Origin of the sequence: Pseudomonas chlororaphis (genome assembly GCA_001023535.1) — a bacterium.
Classification (GTDB): domain Bacteria; phylum Pseudomonadota; class Gammaproteobacteria; order Pseudomonadales; family Pseudomonadaceae; genus Aquipseudomonas; species Aquipseudomonas chlororaphis_E.
The window spans coordinates 6271803-6297402 of the sequence record CP011020.1 but is presented as its reverse complement, the minus strand read 5'-3'; the positions used below and the strand labels follow the sequence as shown (position 1 = coordinate 6297402).

At 61.1% G+C, this 25600-nt stretch carries 26 protein-coding genes; 10 read left to right on the top strand and 16 right to left on the bottom strand.

What is annotated here, in order from left to right; all coding sequences use genetic code 11:
* The first annotated feature begins 187 nt into the window (after nt 1-187).
* Both VM99_27505 and VM99_27500 read left to right on the top strand, forming a co-directional pair.
* Nucleotides 188-394 (top strand): hypothetical protein, encoded by a 207-nt coding sequence (locus tag VM99_27505; GenBank protein ID AKK01592.1) that lies wholly within the window; start codon nt 188-190, stop codon nt 392-394.
* A gap of 2003 nt (nt 395-2397) precedes the next feature.
* Complete coding sequence (locus VM99_27500) at nt 2398-3186, top strand: oxidoreductase (GenBank protein ID AKK01591.1); 789 nt, start codon at nt 2398-2400, stop codon at nt 3184-3186.
* A 36-nt stretch (nt 3187-3222) separates the two neighbouring features.
* Here VM99_27500 and VM99_27495 read toward each other — a convergent pair whose 3' ends face one another.
* Both VM99_27495 and VM99_27490 read right to left on the bottom strand, forming a co-directional pair.
* Nucleotides 3223-4356, bottom strand: coding sequence for a diguanylate cyclase (locus VM99_27495; protein AKK01590.1), 1134 nt, complete (start codon nt 4354-4356; stop codon nt 3223-3225).
* A 133-nt stretch (nt 4357-4489) separates the two neighbouring features.
* A complete protein-coding gene (locus VM99_27490; GenBank protein ID AKK01893.1) occupies nt 4490-5053 on the bottom strand; it encodes a transcriptional regulator in 564 nt (187 codons plus the stop codon).
* A 149-nt stretch (nt 5054-5202) separates the two neighbouring features.
* Here VM99_27490 and VM99_27485 point away from each other — a divergent pair, with 149 nt between their 5' ends.
* Nucleotides 5203-5901, top strand: coding sequence for a glutathione S-transferase (locus VM99_27485; GenBank protein AKK01589.1), 699 nt, complete (start codon nt 5203-5205; stop codon nt 5899-5901).
* Nucleotides 5902-6122: 221 nt separating this feature from the next.
* Here the strand turns inward: VM99_27485 and VM99_27480 are convergent, their stop codons facing one another.
* Nucleotides 6123-6461, bottom strand: coding sequence for a hypothetical protein (locus VM99_27480; protein AKK01892.1), 339 nt, complete (start codon nt 6459-6461; stop codon nt 6123-6125).
* 152 nt (nt 6462-6613) lie between these two features.
* On the bottom strand, nt 6614-7171 hold the full coding sequence (locus tag VM99_27475; protein AKK01588.1) for a hypothetical protein: 558 nt from the start codon (nt 7169-7171) through the stop codon (nt 6614-6616).
* 593 nt (nt 7172-7764) lie between these two features.
* Here VM99_27475 and VM99_27470 point away from each other — a divergent pair.
* Both VM99_27470 and VM99_27465 read left to right on the top strand, forming a co-directional pair.
* On the top strand, nt 7765-8130 hold the full coding sequence (locus VM99_27470; protein ID AKK01587.1) for a hypothetical protein: 366 nt from the start codon (nt 7765-7767) through the stop codon (nt 8128-8130).
* Between the two features lie 155 nt (nt 8131-8285).
* Nucleotides 8286-8873, top strand: coding sequence for a hypothetical protein (locus tag VM99_27465; GenBank protein AKK01586.1), 588 nt, complete (start codon nt 8286-8288; stop codon nt 8871-8873).
* A gap of 84 nt (nt 8874-8957) precedes the next feature.
* On the opposite strand, the gene VM99_27460 is transcribed toward VM99_27465, so the two are convergent.
* The 3 genes from VM99_27460 to VM99_27450 all read right to left on the bottom strand — a co-directional run bounded on the left by VM99_27460 (nt 8958) and on the right by VM99_27450 (nt 11488).
* Complete coding sequence (locus tag VM99_27460; protein ID AKK01585.1) at nt 8958-9731, bottom strand: methionine ABC transporter substrate-binding protein; 774 nt, start codon at nt 9729-9731, stop codon at nt 8958-8960.
* 75 nt (nt 9732-9806) lie between these two features.
* Nucleotides 9807-10481 carry a metal ABC transporter permease gene (locus tag VM99_27455; GenBank protein AKK01584.1) on the bottom strand — a complete coding sequence of 225 codons (675 nt, stop codon included), beginning with the start codon at nt 10479-10481 and terminating at the stop codon, nt 9807-9809.
* Nucleotides 10481-11488, bottom strand: coding sequence for a methionine ABC transporter ATP-binding protein (locus VM99_27450; GenBank protein ID AKK01583.1), 1008 nt, complete (start codon nt 11486-11488; stop codon nt 10481-10483). The genes VM99_27455 and VM99_27450 overlap by 1 nt, the downstream gene beginning before the upstream one ends.
* A gap of 208 nt (nt 11489-11696) precedes the next feature.
* On the opposite strand from VM99_27450, the gene katE reads away from it, so the two are divergent.
* A complete protein-coding gene (gene katE, locus VM99_27445; GenBank protein ID AKK01582.1) occupies nt 11697-13835 on the top strand; it encodes a hydroperoxidase in 2139 nt (712 codons plus the stop codon).
* A gap of 116 nt (nt 13836-13951) precedes the next feature.
* Here katE and VM99_27440 read toward each other — a convergent pair whose 3' ends face one another.
* Genes VM99_27440 through VM99_27425 form a run of 4 tightly spaced genes read right to left on the bottom strand, consistent with a single transcriptional unit; the run spans nt 13952 to nt 16748 of the window.
* On the bottom strand, nt 13952-14665 hold the full coding sequence (locus tag VM99_27440; protein ID AKK01581.1) for a lipoprotein: 714 nt from the start codon (nt 14663-14665) through the stop codon (nt 13952-13954).
* A 37-nt stretch (nt 14666-14702) separates the two neighbouring features.
* Nucleotides 14703-15491 (bottom strand): membrane protein, encoded by a 789-nt coding sequence (locus VM99_27435; protein ID AKK01580.1) that lies wholly within the window; start codon nt 15489-15491, stop codon nt 14703-14705.
* Entirely contained in the window at nt 15484-16266 is a 783-nt protein-coding gene (locus VM99_27430; protein AKK01579.1) for a zinc ABC transporter ATP-binding protein, read from the bottom strand. Before VM99_27430 ends, VM99_27435 begins: the two co-directional genes overlap by 8 nt.
* Nucleotides 16266-16748, bottom strand: a complete 483-nt coding sequence (locus tag VM99_27425) for a Fur family transcriptional regulator (protein ID AKK01578.1) — start codon at nt 16746-16748, stop codon at nt 16266-16268. Before VM99_27425 ends, VM99_27430 begins: the two co-directional genes overlap by 1 nt.
* Before the next feature lie 66 nt (nt 16749-16814).
* Between VM99_27425 and VM99_27420 the strand changes: the two genes are divergently transcribed.
* On the top strand, nt 16815-17738 hold the full coding sequence (locus tag VM99_27420) for an ABC transporter substrate-binding protein (GenBank protein AKK01577.1): 924 nt from the start codon (nt 16815-16817) through the stop codon (nt 17736-17738).
* A gap of 20 nt (nt 17739-17758) precedes the next feature.
* On the opposite strand, the gene VM99_27415 is transcribed toward VM99_27420, so the two are convergent.
* The 5 genes from VM99_27415 to VM99_27395 all read right to left on the bottom strand — a co-directional run bounded on the left by VM99_27415 (nt 17759) and on the right by VM99_27395 (nt 22463).
* The gene (locus VM99_27415) at nt 17759-18070 is read right to left on the bottom strand and encodes a hypothetical protein (GenBank protein AKK01576.1); all 312 of its coding nucleotides are present in this window, start codon (nt 18068-18070) and stop codon (nt 17759-17761) included.
* Between the two features lie 150 nt (nt 18071-18220).
* Nucleotides 18221-19594, bottom strand: a complete 1374-nt coding sequence (gene trkA, locus VM99_27410) for a potassium transporter peripheral membrane component (GenBank protein ID AKK01575.1) — start codon at nt 19592-19594, stop codon at nt 18221-18223.
* Between the two features lie 24 nt (nt 19595-19618).
* A complete protein-coding gene (locus tag VM99_27405) occupies nt 19619-20929 on the bottom strand; it encodes a 16S rRNA methyltransferase (GenBank protein ID AKK01574.1) in 1311 nt (436 codons plus the stop codon).
* Nucleotides 20926-21885 (bottom strand): methionyl-tRNA formyltransferase, encoded by a 960-nt coding sequence (gene fmt / locus VM99_27400; GenBank protein AKK01573.1) that lies wholly within the window; start codon nt 21883-21885, stop codon nt 20926-20928. Before fmt ends, VM99_27405 begins: the two co-directional genes overlap by 4 nt.
* A gap of 71 nt (nt 21886-21956) precedes the next feature.
* Entirely contained in the window at nt 21957-22463 is a 507-nt protein-coding gene (locus VM99_27395) for a peptide deformylase (GenBank protein AKK01572.1), read from the bottom strand.
* Between the two features lie 181 nt (nt 22464-22644).
* On the opposite strand from VM99_27395, the gene VM99_27390 reads away from it, so the two are divergent.
* From VM99_27390 to VM99_27380, 3 genes are all read left to right on the top strand, one after another.
* Nucleotides 22645-23670, top strand: coding sequence for a peptidoglycan-binding protein (locus VM99_27390; protein AKK01571.1), 1026 nt, complete (start codon nt 22645-22647; stop codon nt 23668-23670).
* Between the two features lie 80 nt (nt 23671-23750).
* Nucleotides 23751-24845, top strand: a complete 1095-nt coding sequence (locus VM99_27385; GenBank protein AKK01570.1) for a DNA processing protein DprA — start codon at nt 23751-23753, stop codon at nt 24843-24845.
* A gap of 61 nt (nt 24846-24906) precedes the next feature.
* Nucleotides 24907-25464: a tRNA threonylcarbamoyladenosine biosynthesis protein RimN gene (locus VM99_27380; GenBank protein ID AKK01569.1), complete on the top strand. Its 558-nt coding sequence runs from the start codon at nt 24907-24909 to the stop codon at nt 25462-25464.
* The last annotated feature ends 136 nt before the right edge of the window (nt 25465-25600 follow it).

The window sequence follows — 25600 nt, the reverse complement described above, 5'->3', positions numbered from 1 at the left end:
AAATCGTACTTGCGCAAGCACGGAGATCACGAAGTTATAAAACGTGACGCTCGCCCAAGTATCGAGCTGTTGGTAGGGGACGTTCACGGCGGTGCCGGTGGACGATGGTGTACGACCTGGCACCTCAGACAGTCCATCCCTGCCGGGTTTGCCGGCCTGGATAGTCTCATTGTAAGGGAGCTATATCATGGTTGATTTTGCCGCGGATTCACTTATCGAGACCTATAAGAATCTGGACATTATGCGTAAGCCGCACGATCCCTATGGCGGCGGCGGGCAGTATTACTTCATGTTTGGCAATGGCGAGCGCAGCGCGCTTTACTCGGACTTGGGTGAGGTGAAGCGGTACATTGACGCCAGGGTTACCGAGGCCAGCGTTTGGCACGATGTTTGATCCTGCGTTGATGTAAACAGGCATACCGCCCGCTCCCACAGGTGATCAGCGAACGCAGAATCTGTGAGTACTCGAAAACCAATGTGGGAGTGCTTGCTCGCGATAGGCACTCGGTAAAAACAGAGCTCCAGCCCTGAATTCCAGGCCGCTTGGCCGCGCGCTTCGGCGCGCCGGCTATGCTGGAATCCCGGTCTACTGACCTGCTACAGCTGCCACCCGATCGAACTGAGTTCGTTGTTGGCGAATCGGGTTTGGATAACGTTGAAGTTCGATAGAAGACAGCCAACGTGTCAATAGACAAACCCGACCCAAAGGCCGGGTTTGGATTGTTTTACTTAGACGAGAAGTCCAGACTTTCGTTGGGACAAATAGAGTGAAGTAAAAATTTGGGTGGTACGAATGAATTACGAACTTTGGCTAGTCGGATGGTTGGTAATTTTTCGTCTGACCACCGGAATAATGTCAGTAGGGCGCTTCATGTGGTCTTGGAAGAATTACAGTACTTTTCGTGGTGACTTCTCGTATTTTTGCAGATTCAAAGGCTGGAGATCTAAGCACCAGCTCCACGTAATTCCCTTCACGTGAAGTATGAAAAGAATAATCCCGCCCTTCTTTTAGTGCTTTATGGTTGTTCACATAAACACCAAATCTTTTGCTTCCGTGGGCGACCGTCCGCTCATAGGTCGGTGTAGAATAAAACCCTTTGCCGTAATATCCTATTTTGGTTTTTGCGGGGTTGATCCCAGCCAGTAAGCTTTGAGTATTTATTGGGTGACTACCGTGATAACCGATGAGATCGTTATATCCAGTATTTTCAGCACTCTTGATCGATAGATCGGGCAGGGATTGGGTTCGTTGAATCTGAACTCCGGCGTTCGGCGTCCTTTGTTCGAATTTTGGGCGCATATGATGGGGGGTTTTATAGTAAACATTGTTTATCCAATCATCTGCGCTATTGATGTTTCTACGCTTTAGAACCAGCTTTGATATACTCCGAAAGAGAATTTTAAGGCCAATGTGGCCAGTTGGGTCGTATGAATTGATCGGATCACCCTGCCCGTACGCATACGCATTAAGGCCACCTTCCCCAAACGGACTAAAACTATCCGGGCTATTAAATCGCATTAATACCGTATTGAGCGCCCGATATCCATTTCCCAGTAAATAATGTCCGGTCACTGAGTCTGAACGCTCGCCGTTGAATCCCAGAATGTTAAGCGATGCACTTTCAGTGGGGCGATAGCCGTAGGGCGAGTAAACGTGAGATGGCCGCTGATTGTTCCCTTTTACTTCGTACATTATTGAGCGTAGAGAATCAGTGGCCAGCAACGCTGTATCTAGCGTATGGCTTTGTCGCTGTTGCTGGGCCAAAAGAAAGTCCGTGTGCTGGACGATCGAAATCTCGATCTCTCCTTGTACCTCTGTGCTCAGGCGACTTTGACAATAAAAACGGTGCTGCGGGACGCTCTCCAAGACGTGACTCGTCAACCTATCCAAGGGATCGTAGCGATACTGGCATAGTAAGGTTCTTAGTGGGGAGAACATTTGAGCACTCCATACTTTCACAATCAGAGGGCCTTCAGTATCGGAGAATTTGGCGGGGTTGGGAACTAGCAGAACTGATGGGGCGTGGGGGATTAAGCATGTGGATCCGACGACGAGTGCGCGACGCTTGACGTAAATGCTAATTCACAGGGGCGGCCAGCTACGCTCTCCCTAAGCCTACGCGGCCTCGCTTTCGCTCCGTTATTGGAAGATGGCGCCTAGGTGGACCTCAACGGTCGTAGCAGGAGAAGGGTGAGAGACGCCCGGGACAAAAAGAGAACGATTTATTTTGGTTACGGAGGTCGGGAGGCGTAAAGCCTCAATCGCATCCATGCTGTAGTTCCTGTGACAGCGCATACGTTGGCTGGTTAACTGTTGAAGCCACACCTCTAAACCCGTCGGACTTCGGCAGCCAAAATATCGCACCGACCCTGCTCACTAATCGAGGAGACCCTCCCATGAAAATCGACTTCACTGGCCGTCACGTTTTAGTCACCGGTTCCACCAGCGGCATCGGTTTTGCCACCGCCAAAGGCTTCCTCGAAGCCGGAGCCAACGTGGTCCTCAACGGGCGCAGCGACAGCAGCGTGCAGGACGCATTGCAGCGCCTGGGCGGCCTTGCTGCCAAAGCCGAAGGCTTTGTTGGCGACCTCAGCAACGAGGCAGGTTGCCGGGCATTGGTCGCCAAGTACCCGCGCTTCGATGTGGTAATCAACAACCTGGGCATCTTCAAGTTGGAAGACTTCTTCGAAACGCCGGACAGCGAATGGCAGCGTTTCTTCGAAACCAACGTCATGTCGGGCGTGCGGGTTTCCAGGGCCTATGCACCGGGGATGGTCGAGCGGGGTTGGGGGCGGATTGTGTTTGTGTCGTCGGAGTCGGGTGTGAATATTCCCGCCGACATGATCCACTACGGCTTCACCAAGACCGGTCAGCTTTCAATTGCTCGCGGCTTGGCCAAGCGCCTCGCCGGCACGGGCGTCACGGTGAACTCGGTGTTGCCTGGGCCGACGCTTTCCGAAGGCGTTGCCCAGATGCTCCAGGCCGACGTCGAGCGCACCGGGGACAGCCTGGAAAAGGTCGGCGCGGATTTCGTCAAACAGCACCGCAGCACCTCGATCATCCAGCGGGCGGCGCGTGTCGAGGAAGTTGCCAACATGATCATCTATGTCAGTTCGGAACAGGCTTCGGCGACCACCGGGGCGGCGCTGCGCGTGGATGGCGGTGTGGTGGACAGCCTTGTCTAGCGGGGTGCAGCGGCAGACCTGTGGATAACTGCCGCTTTACGACGGCTGCGCCACCGCCACTTGATTGCGCCCCAACGCCTTCGCCTGGTACAGCGCCTTGTCCGCGTTGTTCATCAGGCCATTAAGGTCTTTATGCCCCGCCGCCGTGGAGGCAACGCCAAGGCTGGCGGTGATGCGTTGGACGGGGTCGACCTTCAACCCGGCAATCGTCGATACGAGCGTCTGCGCAATGTCGATGGCCACTGCCAGGGAGGTGTTGGGCAGCAAAATGGCGAATTCTTCGCCGCCGAGCCGGCCGTGGATATCCGTGGCACGAAACGACGAGCTGATGACCACGCCCATCTGCCGCAAGACCTGATCCCCCACTTGATGACCGTAGGTGTCGTTGATGTGCTTGAAGTGGTCCATGTCCAGCATCACGACGCACAGTTCCAGGCGATGGATCTTGCAGTCGTGGTAGAGCCGCTGGGCGTGTTCGAAGAACGCTCGCCGGCTCTTCAGGCCGGTCAGTTCGTCGGTTTGGGCGGCACGGGTCGAGATGCTGTTGGCCTGCTCCATTTCGCGGGTCAGGCGGAAGGCGGTTTCCAGGGCCTTGGACATTTTCCGGGTGGCGCGGGCGGCGAAGGCGGCGAACACCAGGATCGAAAGGGCCAGGCCCATTTGCATCGTGGACGGCTGGACCAGCAGCCAGGCGGTGCACGGCAACAGCACCAGGCCGATGGAAACGAGGGTCATGTCGCGGTAGGCCGAGTAACAGGCCACTGCGCTGACGGACATGCCGACCGAAAAGAGCATGACCAGCGCCTGGGACAACAGATCGTCCGCCGGCATGATCACGAAGGCCCCGCCCCCCCAGACGCTGGCGGACAGCACCAGCGTGGCCCAATACCGGCGCTCCCAGCGTTGCGGTGTGCGCTCACTTTGGGTGCTGCGGAAATAGGCCACGAACATCGACAGGCGCAGCAGCGTCGTACCGGTCAGGATGCCCAGCCACCAGAGGATCACGCTGTGTTCAAGGCGGTCCCAGCACAGCCAGCTGAGCATGATGGCCGCCAGGTAGCTGCCCAATACCGCTGAAACCGATTGGCGGAAGAGTTGCTGCAATCGATCGGTTCGCACCTGCTCGGCGATGAAGAAATCCTGGTCACTCCGAGATCCTAGGCAATCCATGTGATTCACCTGAGCCTGACGCAAAAAAAGAACGATTGTGGCACCTCGCCAGCAACGCAAACAACCGAATTACGCACGTAGCCTGCGCAAAGTCGCGCGGCTGGGAAACCACCTGGGCAAAGGGCGCCGACAGTCAGGCTGGAATCAATCCCGTTTCCTGGTAACTGGCTATCAGGTCATCGAACAGGTCGACGTCCATCCGCGTTCGCGCAATCAACTGCGCGCCCGCGACGGCGGTGTAGATGGCCAAGGCTCGACGCTCGCAGGCTTGCGGGGTGCCGGCTCCGGCATCGACCAGCACCTGGGTCAGCCACGCCACGTTGACGTCCGCATACGCCTTGACCTCTCGCATCACTTCTTCGGGCAGGTCTTCGGATTCGGCCGCCATGAAGCTGGACAGGCACAGCCTGTTGCCGTTCTTCAGCGAGCTGCGAAAAATGGAAGGGTAGCGCCGCAGACACTCAGCCGGATCGGGGTGGGCGGCGCGTATCTGCTCCAAAGCCTGGCGCGTGTCTTGCCAATAGCGTTCGGCGACCGCGGCACCCAGACCAGCCTTGCTCGGGAAGTGGTAGTAGATGCTCGCATTCTTGATGCCGACTTCTTCGGCAATGCTACGGAAATTGATCCCGCTGTAACCGTGCAGTTGGGCGGCTGATCGGGCCGCCGCCAAAATGGCCTCTCGAGCATTTTCGTTCACGTTTGCCACCTCGCTTCGAGATTCAAATGGATCAGAGGCAGGGATTCTACGCCCATCACCGCTTACCTGCCAATTGTCAGGTAGGGGCTTGACGAGGTAGAAAATAGGGCCCAGTCTTTGCCTACCAACTGACAGGCAGGGATACAATCATGACCGCTCCGCAGCAACGCAATGACGCATCTTCAACGCCCACTACGCTGAAAATCTACGACTGGTTCAACGGCCCCTACCCCGCCCGCGTGCGCATCGCGCTGGCGGAAAAGGGCTTGCTGTCGAACGTTGAGTTCGTACCGATCAATCTCTGGACCGGCGAGCACAAGGCACCTGAATTCCTGGCCATCAACTACTCCGGGACATTGCCCGTGCTGGAGCTGGATGACGGGACGCGAATCGCCGAGTGCACGGCCATTACCCAGTACCTGGATGGCCTGGACGGTGAGCCGACGCTGACGGGTAGGACGCCGCTCGAGCAAGGCATCATCCATATGATGACCAAGCGCGCCGAAATCGAATTCCTCGATGCCGTCAGCGCCTACTTCCACCACGCTACGCCGGGCCTGGGCCCGCAGGTCGAGCTGTACCAGAACGCTGAGTGGGGCCGCCGGATGGGTGACAAGGCTGTCCGCGGCATGCGTTATTTCGACAACCTGCTCAAAGACCAACCCTACGTGGCGGGCGACGCGTTTTCGATGGCCGACATTGCCGTGTTGGGCGGCATGATCTTCGCCTCGCTGGTGCAACTCCCCGTGCCCGAGGACTGTGCCGCGCTGCGCGCCTGGCACGCCAGGATGCAACAGCGCCCCAGCGTCCAGGCATGGCGTGCGATGGTCGAGCGCGGTGCCGCGTAGCAATGAGAATGCCTCGTCAGCGGCCACGGGCGAGTTGAGTGCCTGGCTGGCGAGTCGGGTGTTGGATCGCGGGTGAACCCGCCAAAGAAAAACCCGACGCTTACGTCGGGTTTCTCTTTGCGGCTTTTCGCTTGTCCCGCGAATGAGTCACGGGTGCGAAAGGGATGCAGCGCACCGTTGAATGAGCGAGAGCAAGCCCTGCATGCTCATTGTTTTACGGCTTACTCGACTTGCGACAGCTTGGCGTCGTCGCAACCAGCGGCACGGCACTCGCGCTCGACAGCCTTGAGTATGACGATACGCGCCTCGGTCTTCTCATTGGCACAGTCCAGGTAGAGCAGGCCATCGTTGGAGCAAGCGCTGTCACGATTTTTGATCCACTGGATTTGCGCGGCTTTCACCTTTTTCTTCTGATCCGGGTTCAGCGCACTCATCGTCTTCTTGTACTGTTCATTGATCTCCTGATCCGACTGAACCATTTTCAGCGACGCGCAATAGGTTCTGTCGTAGGCGTTTCTAGGGTTATCGCAGCTCATCGCGAATGCAGATGCCGATGCCATTGCCAGCAACGCCCCAACCAACAAAGACTTGATCACTCACTTCTCTCCCTGAATGCCCTCTATTGATTAGAGGTCGCGGCGGGGAATCTATCATGAGGGTTGGAGAACAATGAAGTACAACTGCAACGCCCTCGCCGCCGCGCTGCCCGTCGTTACAGCTTTGACGCTCTCGACCAAAGATCGAGGTCGCTGCTGCACGCCGCGACGATGTAGTTCCCACACCAGGAGAATCCGAACGCCCTCACGTGGCCTTTGTAGATCACCGTGCAATCCTTTTGATGACCCTCCATCAGGGCATCCTTGAAGGGTTTGCTTAGAATAAGGCGGTTTTCAGGCCAATCCGGAGAAACCAACTCCAGCCCTTCCCCGGCCGTGTTGCCGGTGGGCAAGCCACCGCCCTGTAGGCCACACAGCGGTACGACTTCATCGGCGATCACGCCAATGCCCTGGCAATGCAACCCGAGCTCACTCAAGCCCGCATATTCTTCATAATCGCGCTCAATTTTTTCTCCTGTGTCGCAGTGCACAACACTCCGACCCGAGCTTGAGACAACCAGCAAATAAGGACCTTTCTGCGAGAACCCTACCGATAGCAGCCCGCCGACGGCTATCGAGGTGACATGAGTCCAACCCTCGGGGTTCGCGTTAACCGGGATCTGGTCGATGAGTCGTATCAAGCGCTTTCGATTGTCTTCGTGTAATGAATTCATGAGTGCCTGCGGATAAGAAAGAGTAAGTTTTATTCTGTCCTCGGCTCTTCTTTATCTGGCCGAAAGACAAGTAGCTACCAGGTATCGAGCGGGGTATTCCCGAGTCGGTCAACATTCGTGGCGAGGGAGCTTGCTCCCGCTGGGCTGCAAAGCAGCCCCAACCACCCTGAAAAATTCCTAAAGACAAAACCGCAAAGCCAATTCAAACCCCAAGCGCAAACCCACCTAGCCCCAATTTTCAGGCCAAACCCAAGCCCTGTTTATCCTCCCGCCGCTAACCGTCCGCCAGGCTACCCAACCTTGCGTCATTGCCTACAACTACGCCAGAATCCGCCCGCTTGTGCACCTTGCCTCTGGGCTCTATCGTTTTCCTGCCACTGCCCATCAGTGGTCGGGTTTAGTAGCCCGCGGTATTTAGTAGGTGCATTAGCTCCGTCAGACAGGCGTCTCCATGCCTATATTTGATGGCGGTTGTGCGCAGGGCGCCCTCGGGCGCGCCGGCTTGCTAAGTCCCCGGTCTACTAACCTGCGTACAGCTGCCTCCCCTTGTTTAGTAGCTAGAGGGTTGCGGCTTCACCTACAGGACTTAGTAAATGTTCAAACCTACACCGAATCCGCCAGAGGCGGACCAAGCTTCCTCGCGAACCAAACCCAAAGCCAAGAAACACGACGAAGCCACCAATCGCGTCTTGGATTATTACCTGCTACCAAAATCGGAAAAATCAGAAGATGCGTCCCAACCGGGCCAGCTCTTCACCGTCGCAAAAAACGCCGACAACGAATGCCTGCTCGCCAACCTCAGCGAAACCCTGGCGGCAGCCGACGCGATGGTCAGTAACCTGGCCTTCGACCTGGAAGGCTCACGCCGTCACATCGCTCTCGGTATCCAGCAATTGATTGAGTTGAGTTCGTTGCTGGCGAACCGAGTGTTAGATAACGTCGAGCCGCGAAACGGGTAAGCCGTTAAAAGAAAACCCGACGCGTTATGTCGGGTTTTCGCCCCCCTTTACACGATAGTGTTTTCTCTTGAGTTTGATGCCGGCCTTCGATTAGATACGAGGCGTAAACGTTGTGACGTGAATAGCACCATCAAAACACAAGGGAACAGCGCTAAATGGCAAGGATAGAACCGGTTTTCGGCAGCATCAGCAGCGAAATCGAAAACCCATACAAACCGGGCGACGCTCAACTGATTGACGACGAGGTTGTCACGTTTTCAAAACCCAGAATTCTTGATTTTTCCGGACGTATTTCTCTGGCGCGCTTCTGGCTGATTCGTGTGCCCTTGGTGCTGGTTCTTCCGTGCATTTTGCTGGCGTTCTTTATGGTGGGGTTGCGCCATCAACTGGTGGTTTTGCTGATAGTTGGTGTCACCGTTGTCGTTCCTGCCATCCTGCTCGACGTGTCTCTACTGGTACGCAGGGCACGTGATATAGGCTGGAGTCCGATAATATGGGGAATTCTCAGCGTGTTCCCTGTTATCGGCTTTTTGATAACGCTTCCGCTCGTCATGCTTCCGGGGCGTAAAGCGATTAATAAATACGGCCCGCCCAATCCACCTCTCTCGACGTTGGTAAAGCTACTTACCGCGCTTTTGGTGGTGCTGGTGCTTGTAACTTCAACCGTGTTAGTTGCGTATTTTCCCGAATACCACCCAGAGGCACTCTACGAGTGGTTTTTTAACGCACTGGTTCAGGCATAACGCACAACGCTCATCCTCCAAACAAAAACGGGGAGATGCATTCCCATGCATCTCCCCGCCTTCACTCATTCATTACGTTTCAAATCAAAACGCCGGCAATACCGCGCCTTTGTACTTCTCAAGAATAAAAGCCTTCACTTCCGGGCTATGCAGCGCCGCGACCAGCTTCTTCATCGCCTCACTGTCCTTGTCATCCTCACGCGCCACCAGGATGTTCACGTAAGGCGAGTCGCTGCCTTCGATCACCAGCGCATCCTTGGACGGATCGAGCTTGGCTTCCAGCGCATAGTTGGTGTTGATCAGCGCCAGGTCGACCTGGGTCAGCACGCGTGGGATGGTCGCGGCTTCCAGTTCACGGAATTTCAGGTCCTTGGTGTTCTCGGTGATGTCTTTGATGGTCGACAGGATGTTGGTCGGATCCTTGAGCTTGATCACCCCGGCTTTGGCCAGCAGCAGCAGCGCACGGCCGCCGTTGGTGGCGTCGTTGGGGATGACCACGTTGGCGCCGCCCGGCAGTTCGTCGAGTTTCTTGTACTTGCTGGAGTACGCGCCCAGAGGCTCCAGGTGCACGCCGACCACGCTCACCAGGTGGGTGCCCTTGGCCTTGTTGAATTCATCCAGGTACGGCTGGTGCTGGAAGAAGTTGGCGTCCAGGCGTTTTTCGGCGACTTGTACGTTGGGCTGGATGTAGTCGGTGAAGACCTTGACCTTGAGGTCCACGCCTTCCTTGGCCAGCGCCGGTTTGACGAACTCGAGGATTTCCGCGTGCGGTACCGGCGTTGCCGCGACGCTCAGGGTCTCGGCGGCGTGGGCGGAAAAGGCTGCGACGGCAGCGAAGGCAACCAGTAACTTCTTCATTCAGCTAACTCCTTGTGAGTGCCCGCTTGCGGCACCTGCCAGCGAATGGCTGGCTCATGGTTTTGGCACGACGCCTTATTTTCTAGAGAAATGCACAACCAGCTTGTCGCCCACGGTTTGCAGGACCTGCACCAGCACCAGCAGCAACACCACCGTGACCACCATGACATCGGTCTGGAAGCGCTGGTAGCCGAAGCGGATCGCCAGGTCGCCCAAGCCACCGGCGCCCACCACACCGGCCATGGCCGTGTAGGACACCAGCGTGATCGCGGTCACCGTAATCGCGGCAAAGATGCCCGGACGGGCCTCCGGCAGCAAGGCGTTGACGATGATCTGCCGGGTCGTTGCGCCCATGGCCTGGGTCGCCTCGATGATGCCGCGGTCGACTTCGCGCAGGGCGGTTTCCACCAGACGGGCAAAGAACGGTGTCGCACCGACCACCAGCGGCGGAATTGCCCCGGCCACGCCCAGCGAGGTCCCGGTAATCAATACCGTGAACGGGATCATCACGATCAACAGGATGATGAACGGCAGCGAGCGCAGGATGTTGACGATCAGCGACAACAGCGCATAAACGCCGCGGGCTTCGAGCAACTGGCGCGGGCTGCACAAAAACAGCAGCACGCCCAGGGGCAGGCCGAGCAGCACGGTGAACAACAGCGAGCCGAACAGCATCAGGAAGGTGTCGCCGGTGGCCAGCCAGATCTCCAGCCAGTCGATGTTTGCAAAGAAATTCGTCAGCAGTTCCATCAGCGCAGCACCTCCATGTGGACATCGGCCGCGGTGAAGCGGGCGAACGCCGCCTCCATGTCACCGCCGGTGATGGCGAGGGTCAGTTGCCCGTAGGGGGTGTCTTTGATGCGGTCGATACGCCCCGCGAGGATGCTGTAGTCCACTCCGGTTTCCCGGGCGACGGTGCCGAGCAATGGGGCGTAGGTCGCATCGCCCTGGAACGTCAGACGCACGATGCGCCCGGGCACGTGGGCAAAATCGTCGCGCTGTTCGCTCTCGTCGATCTGCTCGTCTTCCTGGACGAAACGCTTGGTGGTCGGGTGCTTGGGGTGCAGGAACACCTGGGCCACCGGCCCCTGCTCGACAATCACGCCGGCGTCCATCACCGCCACTTCATCACAGACCCGACGAATCACGTCCATTTCATGGGTGATCAGCACGATGGTCAGCTTCAGCTCGCGGTTGATTTCGGCCAGCAGTTGCAGCACCGAGGCGGTGGTCTGCGGGTCCAGCGCGCTGGTGGCTTCGTCGCACAGCAAGATCTTGGGCTTGGTCGCCAGGGCACGGGCGATGCCGACGCGCTGCTTCTGGCCGCCGGACAATTGCGCCGGGTACTTCTTGGCGTGGTCGGACAAGCCGACGCGGGCGAGCAACTCGGCGACGCGCTGGTCGATTTCGCTGCGGGACAATTCGCCGGCTAGCGTCAGTGGCAGCGCCACGTTGTCGGCCACGGTCTTGGAGGCCAGCAGGTTGAAGTGCTGGAAGATCATCCCGACCTGCTGGCGAAAGCGCCGCAGGCCGCCTGCGTCCAGGGCGGTGACTTCTTCACCGTCGACGATGATCTTGCCGCCGCTGGAGTCTTCCAGGCGATTGATCAGGCGCAGCAGGGTACTTTTTCCCGCACCGGAATGGCCGATGAGGCCGAAGACCTGACCGTTCTCAATCGTCAGACTGGTCGGGTGCAGGGCGGGGATATCCTTACCGGCGACCCGGTAGGTTTTATGGACGTTTTGAAACTCGATCACGTAGCGAACCTTGTGGGGCGCGTTGGAAAAAGATCAGCGGTTAGCCGGGCGCGCATTTTAGCCTGTCCGTATAGAGGTTCTTAGCATTTATTTGCGATCTGACCTGTCATTTGGCAATAACGCGATCAAAGGCATAAAAAAGGAACACCGCCTGGCGGTGCGGGTCACTCCTAAAGCAGCCACAGATCGCAAAGAGGAGTGACGCCTGATGAGCACCAACAAGCCCCCGGTCGACAAGAGCCAGTTGGCCGGGACCGACACCCTGGACCGCGGCAACACCAACGCCAAGCTCGACAGCCTGGAAACCTTCCGCTCCGACGCCACCGAACAGGCGTTGCGCACCAATCAGGGCGTGAAAATCGCCGACAACCAGAACACCCTGCGCGCCGGCGCCCGTGGGCCGTCGTTACTGGAAGACTTCATCATGCGTGAAAAGATCACGCATTTTGACCACGAGCGCATCCCGGAGCGTATCGTCCACGCCCGCGGCACTGGCGCCCACGGTTACTTCCAGAGCTATGAAGCCCATTCGGCGCTGACCAAGGCCGGTTTCCTACAAGACCCGAGCAAGAAAACGCCGGTGTTCGTGCGGTTTTCCACTGTGCAGGGCCCACGGGGTTCCGGTGACACGGTGCGGGACGTACGCGGTTTTGCGGTGAAGTTTTTCACCGACGAAGGCAACTTCGACCTGGTAGGCAACAACATGCCGGTGTTCTTCATTCAGGACGCGATCAAGTTTCCCGACTTCGTCCATGCGGTCAAACCCGAGCCGCATAACGAGATCCCTACCGGTGGCTCGGCCCACGACACCTTCTGGGACTTTGTCTCGCTGGTGCCGGAGTCGGCCCACATGGTGATCTGGGCGATGTCCGACCGGGCCATTCCAAAAAGCCTGCGCAGCATGCAAGGCTTTGGCGTGCACACCTTCCGCATGATCAACGCCGAAGGCCGCAGCAGTTTCGTCAAATTCCACTGGCGACCCAAGGTCGGCACCTGTTCCCTGGTGTGGGACGAAGCCCAGAAGCTGGCCGGTAAAGACACCGACTACCACCGTCGCGACCTGTGGGAAGCGATCGAGATGGGCGACTACCCGGAATGGGAGTTCGGCGTACAGATCGTCGCCGAGGAAGACGAGCACAAGTTCGACTTCGACCTGCTCGACCCGACCAAGATCATCCCCGAAGAGCTGGTGCCCATCACGCCCCTGGGCAAAATGGTGCTGAACCGCAACCCGGACAACTTCTTCGCCGAAGTCGAGCAGGTCGCCTTCTGCCCTGGGCACATCGTGCCGGGTATCGATTTTTCCAACGACCCGTTGCTGCAAGGTCGACTCTTTTCCTACACCGATACGCAAATCAGCCGACTCGGTGGGCCGAACTTTCATGAGTTACCGATCAACCGTGCCATCACTCCGGTGCACAACGGCCAGCGTGACGCCATGCACCGCACCACCATCGACAAGGGGCGCACGTCCTACGAGCCGAACTCCATCGACGGCGGCTGGCCGAAGGAAACCCCGCCCGGCCCGCAGGACGGCGGCTTTGAGAGTTATCCGGAGCGCATCGATGCCCACAAGATCCGCCAGCGCAGCGATTCGTTCGGCGATCATTTCTCCCAGGCGCGGCTGTTCTACAAGAGCATGAGCCCGCATGAGCAGGAGCACATCATCGCGGCCTATAGCTTCGAGCTGGGCAAAGTGGAGCGGGAGTTCATCCGGGCGCGGCAGGTCAACGAGATCCTGGCCAACATCGACCTGGAACTGGCCGGGCGAGTAGCGAAAAACCTGGGTCTGCCAGTGCCCACCGCTTGCACCGTGGACGTGCCGACGCCTTCGCTGGAGAAATCCCCGGCCCTGAGCCAGGCGAACCTGCTCTCGGGCGACATCAAGACCCGCAAGGTCGCGGTGCTGGTGGCTGATCGCGTCGATGGCGCGATCATCGATGCGCTCAAACAGGCATTGGAGGCCGAGGGCGCTCACGCCAAGGTCCTGGGGCCGACCTCTGCGCCGGTCACCACCGCCGATGGGCAAACGTTGCCGGTGGACGCGTCCATGGAAGGGATGCCGTCGATTGCCTTCGACGCGGTGTTCGTCCCAGGCGGCGCGCAGTCCATCCAGGCGCTGAGTAGCGATGGCGTGGCGTTGCATTACCTGTTGGAAGCCTACAAGCACCTGAAGGCCATCGCGCTCAACGGGGAAGCCCGGCAGTTGCTGGTGCTGTTGAAGCTGGAGGCGGATGCCGGGCTGATTCCCGACGCGGATGCCAGCAAGTTCCAGGCGTTCTTCGACGCGATTGCGCAACACCGGGTGTGGGCGCGGGAGCCCAAGGCCAAGGCGATTCCGGCTTGAGGAGTGTCTGAAAAGGCATTGTTGCCTTTCAGTACGCCATCGCGAGCAAGCTCGCTCCCACAGGGTCTTGTGATGAATCACTGAACCTTGTGGGGGCGAGCCTGCTCGCGAGGCTTTTAGGATTTACGCGGTGTAAGAACCACTTGCGCCGGAACGCTGCGCAGGATCTGCTTGCGCAGCTTCAAGTCGAACCCGGGGTCGAGTTTCTTGACCCGCTTGGTCAGCAGTGTCGCCAACCACGGATAATCATCGGTGCGCGGTGCCTGGATGCTGACATCACATTGGTAATTCACCACATCGGCGGCAATGGCATCCAGTTGGCGACGCATTTGCTGCACATCGGCAATGTTCAACGCCACGGTGGTGCTTTCGGCGCTGGGGTCGATCAGCTTGGCGACCGGCTTGGCTTCGGCCGCCTTGAGGGCCGCTTCGGCTTTGTCCAGGTCGGCCTTGCGCGCTTGTGCAATGGCGCTGTTGACTTCGCCGGTAAGCGCTGGGGCCTTGGGCATCAAGGCTCGGGCACGGCTCAGAGCGGTGGCGGCGGCGTTGACGTCACCCTTTTGCAGGTCGATCTGGCTGCGGCGCAGGTAGGCCTCGGCCAACTGGCGTTGGAAGGGTTCCAGCGACGCATCTTCAGGCGATTGGGCCTGCAAGGTGGCCAGTTGGTCTTCAGCGGTGGCCAGCTCATTGGCGGCCAGGCTTTGTTCCAGCTGCGCGATGGCCGGGCCCCGGGTATCGGGGGCCTCGGTGACCGGCGGCGTACTCTGGCAAGCGCCCAGTAGCACTGAAAGCGCGACTAGGAGCAGATAACGGGAGGCGAACGGCTTCATTCCTGCGACTCTCTATTTGCGCAAAAAGCGAGCAAGTCTACACCCCTCGACGAGGCAGGACAAAACTCAGCAGAAACAGCGCGGCGGCGCTGACCACGATCGATGGGCCGGCCGGGGTGTCCTTGAACCAGGAAAGGGCCAGCCCGCCGCTCACTGCGAGCATGCCCAGCAGGCTCGCGCCCAGGGCCATCTGCTCCGGCGAGCGGGCGTGACGTTGTGCCGCAGCCGCCGGAATGATCAGCAACGAAGTAATCAGCAACACACCGACGATCTTCATGGCCACGGCGATGACCACCGCAATCAACAGCATCAAGGCCAGGCGCAGCCCCGTCACGGGCAGGCCTTCGACCCGCGCCAGTTCCTCGTGCACGGTGACGGCCAGCAGCGGGCGCCAAAGCGCCACCAGCAGCGCCAGCACCGCGGCACTGCCCCCCAGGATCCACGACAGGTCGACCGGGCTGATGGCCAACAGGTCGCCGAACAGGTAAGCCATCAGGTCGATGCGCACATCGTGCATGAAGCTGAGCACCACCAGGCCAAGGGACAACGTGCTCGGTGCCAGGATGCCCAGCAGCGTGTCGGACGCCAGCGGCTGGCGCTGTTGCAGCGTCACCAGCACCACCGCCAGCAACAGGCAGCCCACGGTCACCGCCACCGCCGGGCTGACGTCCAGTAAAAACCCCAGGGCCACGCCGAGCAACGCCGCGTGGGACAAGGTGTCGCCAAAATAGGCCATGCGCCGCCAGACTACGAACGAACCCAGGGGCCCGGCCACGAGTGCCAGGGCCAGGCCTGCGAGCAGGGCATACAACAGAAAATCAGCCATGCTTGCAGCCATCTCCGTGAACATGGGGGGTAACCGGCGCACCAATGACCACCGAACCGTGCAGGTCGTGGGCGTGGTCATGGTGGTGGTGATAAATCGCCAGGCTTTGTGCGTTCTTTCCGAACAGCTCGACGAATGCCGGGTCGCCGCTGACCTGCTCGGGGTGCCCGGAGCAGCAGACGTGACGGTTGAGGCAGACCACCTGGTCGGTGGTGCTCATCACCAGGTGCAGGTCATGGGACACCATTAGCACGCCGCAACCGTGCCGGTCGCGCAAGCGGGTAATCAGGCTGTACAGCTCGGCCTGGCCCGCCACATCGACGCCCTGGACCGGCTCGTCGAGTACCAGCAGCTCCGGCTCGCGCAGCAGCGCCCGGGCCAGCAGCACGCGTTGCATCTCGCCGCCGGACACGCTTTGCACCGGGCTGTCGATGACCTGTTCGGCCCCGACTTCGTTGAGCGCCGCCAGGGCGCGCTCGCGATCGACGCCGGGAACCAGGCGCAGGAAACGCAGGACCGACAGCGGCAACGTCGGATCGACGTGGAGTTTTTGCGGCATGTAGCCGATCCGCAGCTTCGGCTTGCGCCAGACGTTGCCGCTGTCGGGCTTGAGCAAGCCCAGCACGGCGCGCACCAGGGTGGTCTTGCCGGCACCGTTGGGGCCGATCAATGTCACGATCTGCCCGGGTTCGACGCTCAGGTGGATGTCATCCAGCACGTTCTGCCCGGCGAACTTGACGGCCACCTGTTCGAGGCGGATCAATGCGTCGCTCATCAGGCCCCCTGGCAGCCGGAGCAGAGGCCGACCACTTCGACGGTCTGGGTGTCGACCACGAAGCCGACGTCCTGGGCGCTGGCGATGATCGCATCGCTAATGGATTTCTGTTCCAGCTCGATGGCGGCGTGGCATTCGCGGCAGATCAGGAACTGGCCCTGGTGGGTATGTTCCGGGTGGTTGCAGCCGACGAAGGCGTTGAGCGAGGAAATGCGATGCACCAGACCGTTTTCCAGCAGGAAATCCAGCGCGCGATACACCGTCGGCGGCGCGGCGCGGCGGCCATCCTGCTCGCTGAGTACCGCCAGGATGTCGTAGGCGCCCAGCGGCTTGTGGCTTTGCCAGACCAACTCCAGCACCCGGCGGCGCAACGCCGTCAGGCGCAACCCTTGGCGTGCGCAGATGGCATCGGCCTCGGACAGCGCGCTGTGCACGCAGTGGGAGTGATCATGGGGGCGACTGGCAAGGGGTGTAATAGGCATGGGCAGCGACGAGTTCAGTGAGAGACGTTATTATGTTACCCGTTCTCGCCTCTTCGAGTGGTCATCGTGTCCCGATTTTTTTTGCTCTTTGTCGCTTTTTTCGCCAATTTCCTGTTGATTGCCCCAGCCCAGGCCGAGGTCAAGGTCCTGACCAGTATCAAGCCGTTGCAACTGATTGCCGCGGCGGTGCAGGACGGCCTGGGCGTGCCTGAGGTGCTGCTGCCGCCCGGCGCTTCGCCCCATCACTACGCGCTGCGGCCCTCCGATGTACGCAAAGTGCAGTCGGTGGACCTGCTCTACTGGATCGGCCCCGACATGGAAGGTTTCCTGCCGCGGGTGTTGAACGGTCGTACGGCGCCTTCTGTCGCGCTGCAGGACTTGCCGGGACTCAAGCTGCGTCATTTCGCCGAGGACAGCCATTCCCATACCGACGAGGATGGCGACGAGCACGATCATGATCATCGTCCCGGCACGATCGACGCGCATCTGTGGCTTTCGCCGCTCAATGCCCGAGTGATCGCCGCAAAAATGGCCGCGGACCTGAGCGCGGCCGATCCAGCCAATGCCTCGCGCTATCAAAGCAACCTCGCAGGCTTCAACCAGCGCCTCGACGCTCTGGACACGCGCCTCAAGGGCCGTCTGGCCGGGGTCGCGGGCAAGCCGTACTTCGTCTTCCACGAAGCGTTCGACTATTTCGAAGACCACTACGGCCTCAAGCACGCCGGGGTGTTCGCCGTGGCGGCCGAAGTCCAGCCCGGTGCCCAGCACGTAGCGGCGATGCGTACGCGCTTGCAGGCCGTGGGCAAGACCTGCGTGTTCAGCGAGCCGCCCCTGCGGCCACGCCTGGCTGAAACCCTGGTGGCCGGGTTGCCGGTGAAGCTGGCGGAACTGGACGCATTGGGTGGCTACACCCCGGCGACCGCGCAAGGATACGAGCAACTGCTGGAAAAACTGGGCAATGACCTGGCGGGGTGCCTGGAGTCGTTATAAGGCGACGCGCTCCAGCGGCGTCAGGCTTGTCGGTCGAGTTTCTTGAGAAACACGGTCATTTCTTTCTCGGCCTGCTTGTCGCCATGGCCCCGGGCAGCGTCCAGGCCCCGCTCCCAGGCCGTGCGCGCCGCCGCAAGATCCCCCCGGCCCTGATGCGCCTTGCCCAGCAGTTTCCAGGCAGCCGAATACTGGGGGTCGAGCTCGACGCAGCGTTGCAGGTGCGCGGCGGCACGGGGGAATTCGCCAAGGTCGAGATAGCCCTTGCCCAGGCCGAAGCGCAGCAACGGGTTATCCACACCCTTGGCGAGCATTTTTTCCAGGGAGTCGAGCATGGTTGGCGTCCTTGTGAGTTGTGGCAGGGATTGATCGGCTGCGAGTCAGGTGGCTATCGCGAGCAAGCTCGCTCCCACTGGGAATGTACTCCACCTGTGGGGGCGCGCTTGCTCGCGATGAGGCCATTTACTGTCACGGCGGATCCTGGGTCAGAAAAAGCTCAACCCCACATGGAACAGCTTCTCGACATCGCGAATGTGCTTCTTGTCCACCAGGAACAGGATCACATGGTCGCCCGCCTGGACCACCGTGTCGTCATGGGCAATCAACACTTCTTCATCGCGGATGATGGCGCCGATGGTGGTGCCCGGTGGCAGGCCGATGTCGCGGATGGCCTTGCCGATCACTTTGCTGGATTTGGCATCGCCATGGGCAATCGCCTCGATGGCCTCGGCCGCGCCCCGGCGCAGGGAGTGCACGCTGACGATGTCGCCGCGCCGCACATGCGCCAGCAAGGTGCCGATGGTCGCCAGTTGCGGGCTGATGGCGATGTCGATGTCGCCGCCCTGGATGAGGTCGACATAGGCCGGGTTGTTGATGATGGTCATCACCTTCTTCGCCCCCAGGCGCTTGGCCAACAGTGACGACATGATGTTGGCTTCGTCGTCGTTGGTCAGGGCCAGGAAGATGTCGGCATCGGCGATGTTCTCTTCCAGCAGCAGGTCCCGGTCCGAGGCGCTGCCCTGCAGCACCACGGTGCTGTCGAGGGTGTCCGAGAGGTAGCGGCAGCGGGCGGGGCTCATCTCGATGATCTTGACCTGGTAACGGCTCTCGATGGCTTCGGCCAGGCGTTCGCCAATCTGCCCGCCGCCGGCGATCACGATGCGCTTGTAGCTTTCGTCGAGGCGGCGCATTTCGCTCATCACTGCGCGAATGTTCGCCTTGGCCGCGATGAAAAACACCTCGTCGTCGGCTTCGATCACCGTGTCGCCCTGGGGCAGGATCGGCCGGTCGCGGCGGAAGATCGCCGCCACACGGGTCTCGACATTGGGCATGTGCTCGCGCAGTTGGCGCAGTTGCTGGCCCACCAACGGGCCACCGTAGTAGGCCTTCACCGCCACCAGTTGTGCCTGGCCTTCGGCAAAGTCGATCACCTGCAAGGCCCCCGGATGCTCGATCAGGCGCTTGATGTAGTTGGTCACCACCTGCTCGGGGCTGATCAGCACATCCACCGGGATGGCTTCGTTGTCGAACAGGTCGGAACGGGTCAGGTAGGCCGCTTCGCGCACCCGGGCGATCTTGGTCGGGGTGTGGAACAGGGTGTGGGCGACCTGGCAGGCGACCATGTTGGTTTCATCGCTGTTGGTGACGGCCACGAGCATGTCGGCATCGTCGGCCCCGGCCTGGCGCAGTACCGTCGGCAATGAGCCCCGACCCTGCACGGTGCGGATGTCGAGACGGTCGCCCAGGTCTCGCAGGCGTTCACCGTCGGTATCGACCACGGTGATGTCATTGGCCTCGCTGGCCAGGTGTTCCGCCAGCGAACCGCCGACCTGCCCGGCGCCAAGGATGATGATTTTCATCCGGTCACTCCTTTCGAATCGGTCTTAACCGCGCGCGGCGGCGATCTTGATCAGCTTGGCGTAGTAGAACCCGTCGTGACCGCCCTCTTGGGCCAGCAACTGGCGGCCATGGGGCTGCTTCAGGCCGGCCTGGCTGGCGATGTCCAGCTCCCGGGCACCGGGGGTGCGGGTGAGGAAGGCCGCGATCACGTCGGTGTTCTCGGTCGGCAGCGTCGAACAGGTGGCGTACAGCAGGATGCCGCCGACATCGAGGGTCTGCCACAGCGCGTCGAGCAGTTCGCCCTGCAACGACGCCAGGGCAGCGATGTCGTCGGGTTGGCGGGTGAGCTTGATGTCCGGGTGGCGGCGGATCACCCCGGTGGCCGAGCAAGGTGCGTCCAACAGGATGCGCTGGAACGGCTTGCCGTCCCACCAGGCCTCGGTGTCGCGGCCGTCGGCGGCGATCAGCTCGGCGTCCAGGCCCAGGCGCTCGAGGTTTTCCTTGACCCGCACCAGGCGCTTGGCTTCCAGGTCGACGGCCACCACGCCGGCCAGCTTCGGCTCGGCTTCGAGGATGTGGCACGTCTTGCCACCCGGCGCGCAGCAGGCGTCCAGTACCCGTTGGCCGGGTGCCAGGTCCAGCAGGTCGGCGGCCAGTTGGGCCGCTTCGTCCTGGACGCTGATCCAGCCCTCGGCAAAGCCCGGCAGCGCGCGGACATCGCCCGGGGTCTCCAGGACGATACCGTCGCGGCTGTACACGCACGGCGCGGCGGCAATGCCGGCCTCGCCCAGCAAGGCCAGGTAGGCATCGCGGGTGTGGTGCCGACGGTTGACCCGCAGGATCATCGGCGGATGGGCATTGTTGGCCGCGCAAATGGCTTCCCACTGCTGGGGCCAGAACGCCTTCAGGGACTTTTGCAACCAGCGCGGGTGGGCGGTGCGCACCACCGGGTCGTGTTCCAGCTCGGCCAGCAGGGCTTCGCCTTCGCGCTGGGCGCGGCGCAGCACGGCGTTGAGCAGGGCCTTGGCCCAGGGTTTTTTCAGCTTGTCGGCGCAACCCACGGTTTCGCCGATGGCGGCGTGGGCGGGCACGCGGCTGTAGAGCAGTTGATACAACCCCACCAGCAACAGCGCCTCGACGTCCGCGTCGGCGCCCTTGAACGGTTTCTGCAACAGCTTGGCCGCCAGGGCCGACAGCCGTGGTTGCCAGCGGGCGGTGCCGAAGGCCAGGTCCTGGGTGAAGCCGCGATCACGTTCTTCGACCTTGTCCAACTGGGTCGGCAAGGCACTGTTGAGCGAGGCTTTCCCGCTGAGCACGGCGGCGAGCGCCTTGGCGGCGGCCAGACGCGGGTTCATGAGGCGTCCGCCGCTTGGCCCAGCAGGGTGCCGACGGCGAATTTCTCACGGCGGCTGTTGAACAGATCACTGAAGTTCAGCGCCTTGCCGCCGGGCAATTGCAGGCGCGTCAGGCACAGCGCCTGCTCACCGCAGGCCACCACGAGGCCGTCCTTGCTGGCGCCGAGGATTTCACCGGGAGTGCCCTTCCCTGCGCAAAGGCTGGCCGCCAGCACTTTCAGGGCTTCACCGTTCAGGGTGCTGTGGCAGATTGGCCACGGGTTGAACGCGCGCACCAGGCGTTCCAGTTCTACCGCCGGACGAGCCCAGTCGAGGCGAGCCTCGTCCTTGTTCAGTTTGTGCGCGTAGGTGGCGAGGCTGTCATCCTGCACCTCGCCCGCCAACGTACCGGCGGCCAGGCCGGCAATGGCCTGGACCACGGCCGGCGGGCCGATGAGCGCGAGGCGATCGTGCAGACTGCCGCCGGTGTCTTCGGCGCTGATAGGGGTGCTGACCTTGAGCAGCATCGGCCCGGTGTCCAGGCCGGCTTCCATGCGCATCACGGTCACGCCACTTTCTGCGTCACCCGCTTCCACGGCGCGCTGGATCGGCGCCGCCCCGCGCCAGCGTGGCAGCAGCGAGGCGTGGCTGTTGATGCAACCCAGGCGCGGGATGTCCAGCACCACCTGGGGCAGGATCAGGCCGTAGGCGACCACCACCATCAGGTCCGGTTTCAGCGCGGCCAATTCGGCCTGGGCTTGCGCGTCGCGCAGGGTCGGCGGCTGCAAGACCTGGATGCCGTTCTCCACGGCCAGTTGCTTGACCGGGCTGGGCATCAGTTTTTGACCGCGACCGGCCGGGCGATCGGGCTGGGTGTAGACCGCGACGATTTCATGCGGGCTGGCCAGCAGGGCCTTGAGGTGTTCGGCGGCAAATTCGGGGGTGCCGGCAAAGACGATGCGCAGTGGCTCAGTCATGGGAGGCTCTCAGTTACACAGCAGTCGCATAAAGAAAAAGGCTTGCCGTGGCAAGCCTTTGAAGGAGGGCATCAAGCATTCTGGCGATGAAGTTTTTCCAGTTTTTTCTTGATCCGGTCACGCTTGAGGGTCGACAGGTAGTCGACGAACAACTTGCCGTTGAGGTGGTCACACTCGTGCTGGATGCACACCGCCAGCAAGCCTTCGGCGATCAGCTCGTAGGGTTGGCCGTCGCGGTCCAGGGCCTTGATCTTGACCTTCTGCGGGCGGTCGACGTTTTCGTAGAAGCCCGGCACCGAGAGGCAGCCTTCCTGGTATTGCTCCATCTCGTCGGTGAGGGTCTCGAACTCGGGGTTGATGAACACCCGTGGCTCGCTACGGTCTTCGGAGAGGTCCATCACGACGATACGTTTGTGCACGTTGACCTGGGTCGCGGCGAGGCCGATGCCTGGCGCCTCATACATTGTTTCAAACATGTCATCGACCAACTGACGCACTTCGTCGTCCACTACGGCCACCGGTTTGGCGATAGTGCGCAGGCGCGGGTCCGGGAATTCGAGAATGTTCAAAATGGCCATAAGCTTGATAAATGCACGTGTGAGGTAAAGTCGGGTGGCTGGCCTGGCGTGTCTTGGGATGCAGGCTACCGTTGTAAAACGTTGTTCCGAGGCGCTGCCGCTTGAAGCAGGGCGCCTGACGGAGCGAGCCACGGGGGCTCTGGCGTTTTACGCGAACGCACATAATAAAGGGATTCACCGCATGAGGAAATCACTACTCGCCCTGCTGCTCCTGGCCTCGGCCGGTATCGCGCACGGGCAAGTGCAACTTCGGGAAGGTTTTCCCCAGCAATACACAGTGGTGACGGGGGACACCCTGTGGGACATTTCCGGCAAATACCTGCGCGAACCCTGGAAATGGCCAGAACTCTGGCAGGCCAACCCCCAGGTCGAAAACCCCAACCTGATCTATCCCGGTGACACCCTGTCGCTGGTCTATGTCGACGGCCAGCCCCGGCTGACCCTCAACCGCGGCGCTTCGCGGGGCACCATCAAGTTGTCGCCGCGGGTGCGCAGCTCGCCGGTGGCCGATGCCATCCCGAGCATTCCCCTGCAAGCCATCAACAGTTTCCTGCTGAGCAATCGCATCGTCGATCGGCTCGAGGACTTCGACAAGGCCCCCTACATCGTCGCCGGCAATGCCGAGCGGGTTCTGAGCGGCGCGGGTGACCGGGTCTTCGCCCGTGGCACCTTCGACCCGAACGAGACCGCGTACGGCATTTTCCGCCAGGGCAAGGTCTACACCGACCCCGAGACCAAGGAGTTTCTGGGCATCAACGCCGATGACATCGGTGGCGGCGAGGTGGTGGCCAGCGAGGGCGACGTCACCACCCTGGTGCTGCAACGCACCACCCAGGAAGTGCGCCTGGGGGATCGCCTGTTCAGCGGCGAGGGCCGCTCGATCAACTCGACCTTCATGCCCAGTGCGCCTGAATCGGCCATCAACGGTGTCATTCTCGATGTACCCCGGGGCGTCACCCAGATTGGCGCGCTGGATGTAGTGACCCTGAACAAGGGACGCCGCGACGGACTCGTCGAGGGCAATGTGCTGGCGGTGATGAAGACCGGCGAAACCGTGCGCGATCGCATCACTGGCCAACCGGTCAAGATCCCGGATGAGCGAGCTGGACTGCTGATGGTGTTCCGCACCTACGACAAGCTCAGTTATGGCCTAGTGCTGTACGCCTCGCGTTCGTTGGCGGTACTCGACAAGGTCCGTAATCCATAACGTCTCTCACAAGTTACCAACAGAGTTATCCACAGCTTGTTCCCGTTTACGCGGGGCTTATTACGATCAAGGATGATCCGATGTCATTGCCTGAATCTGCTCCGGTTTCCCCGGCGGAACTGGAGGCCCGGCTACGCCTGCACCGCTTGCCGGAGCTGGGACCCAAACGTTTCATGACCTTGCTGCACGCCTTTGGCTCGGCGTCCAAAGCCCTCAGCGCGCCAGCCAGTGCCTGGCGTGCATTGGGCTTGCCCGTGGCGTGTGCCGAGGCTCGGCGCAACCCCCAAGTGCGTGACGGCGCCGCCCACGCATTGGCCTGGCTAGAGCGTCCGGGCCAGCATTTACGGATGTGGGACCAGGCCGACTACCCGGCCCTGCTGGCGCAGATCAGCGACCCACCGCCGTTGCTGTTCGTCGCCGGCGACGCCTCGATCCTGGAAAAACCCCAGTTGGCGATGGTCGGCAGCCGCCGGGCTTCGCGACCGGGAATGGACACGGCCGCGGCATTTTCCCGAAGCCTGGCCGGGGCCGGTTTTGTCATCACCAGTGGCCTGGCCCTGGGCATCGACGCGGCGGCGCACCAGGCCGCGCTGGAGGTGGGCGGGTGCACCGTTGGCGTGCTGGGCACCGGGCTGGAAAATTTTTATCCACAGCGCAATCGGCGCCTGGCGGACGCGATGATTGCCCAGGGCAGCGCGGTGCTCTCGGAGTTTGCGTTGGACGCCCCACCCCACGCCAGCCACTTTCCGCGGCGCAACCGGATCATCAGCGGTTTGTCCCTGGGTGTGCTGGTGGTCGAGGCCAGTGTTGCCAGTGGCTCGCTGATCACCGCGCGCCTGGCGGCGGAGCAGGGGCGCGAGGTCTATGCGATTCCCGGCTCCATCCATCACCCCGGTGCTCGTGGCTGCCATCAACTGATCCGTGACGGTGCGGCGTTGGTCGAGACCGTCGAGCACATCCTCGAGGCGTTGCGCGGTTGGCAGCGCTTGCCCCTGGCGGCGGAGCCCACGCCGGTCATCCATCCGCTGCTGCGCTTGCTCCATGCCGCGCCACTGAGCAGCGAGGCGTTGGCCGATGCCAGTGGCTGGGGCCTGCCCAGGGTATTAGCGGCGCTGACCGAGCTGGAAATGGAGGGGCGTGCCATCTGCGACGGCGGACGCTGGTTTGCCCGCTAGGTTTTATGAGCAAGATGGGTAAACTGCGCACAGCCTTATCTTGTGTTGCGGAGAATCGTTCATGGTCAACAGTTGGCGTGTGCAACAAGCCGCGCGAGAAATTCGCGCCGGGGCGGTGATTGCCTATCCAACCGAAGCGGTCTGGGGCCTGGGGTGCGACCCGTGGAACGAGGAAGCGGTGGAGCGCCTGCTGGCGATCAAGTCGCGTCTGCCCGACAAGGGCCTGATACTGGTGGCGGACAACATCCACCAGTTCGACTTTCTGTTCGAAGACTTCCCCGAAGCGTGGATCGATCGCATGGCCAGCACCTGGCCAGGGCCCAATACCTGGCTGGTGCCGCACCAGAACCTGCTGCCGGAATGGATCACCGGCGTGCATGACACCGTTGCCCTGCGGGTCAGCGACCACCCCACCGTGCGCGACTTGTGTTCCCTGGTCGGACCGCTGGTGTCCACCTCGGCCAACCCCCAGGGCCGTCCGGCGGCGCGCACGCGGATTCGCGTCGAGCAGTATTTCCGCGGACAGGTCGACCTGGTGCTGGGCGGCAACCTTGGCGGGCGCAAGAACCCCAGCGTGATCCGCGACCTGGCGACTGGAAAAGTGGTCCGGCCGGACTGAGCCGAAAACACCCTGCTCACAAGGATGTGGCGGTGGACGGGTATTCCGTGGCGAGGGAGCTTGCTCCCGCTGGGTGGCGAAGCCGCCCCAAAAAAGGCTGACGCGTTGTTCCAGACAAACCGCGTCAGCCGGTTCT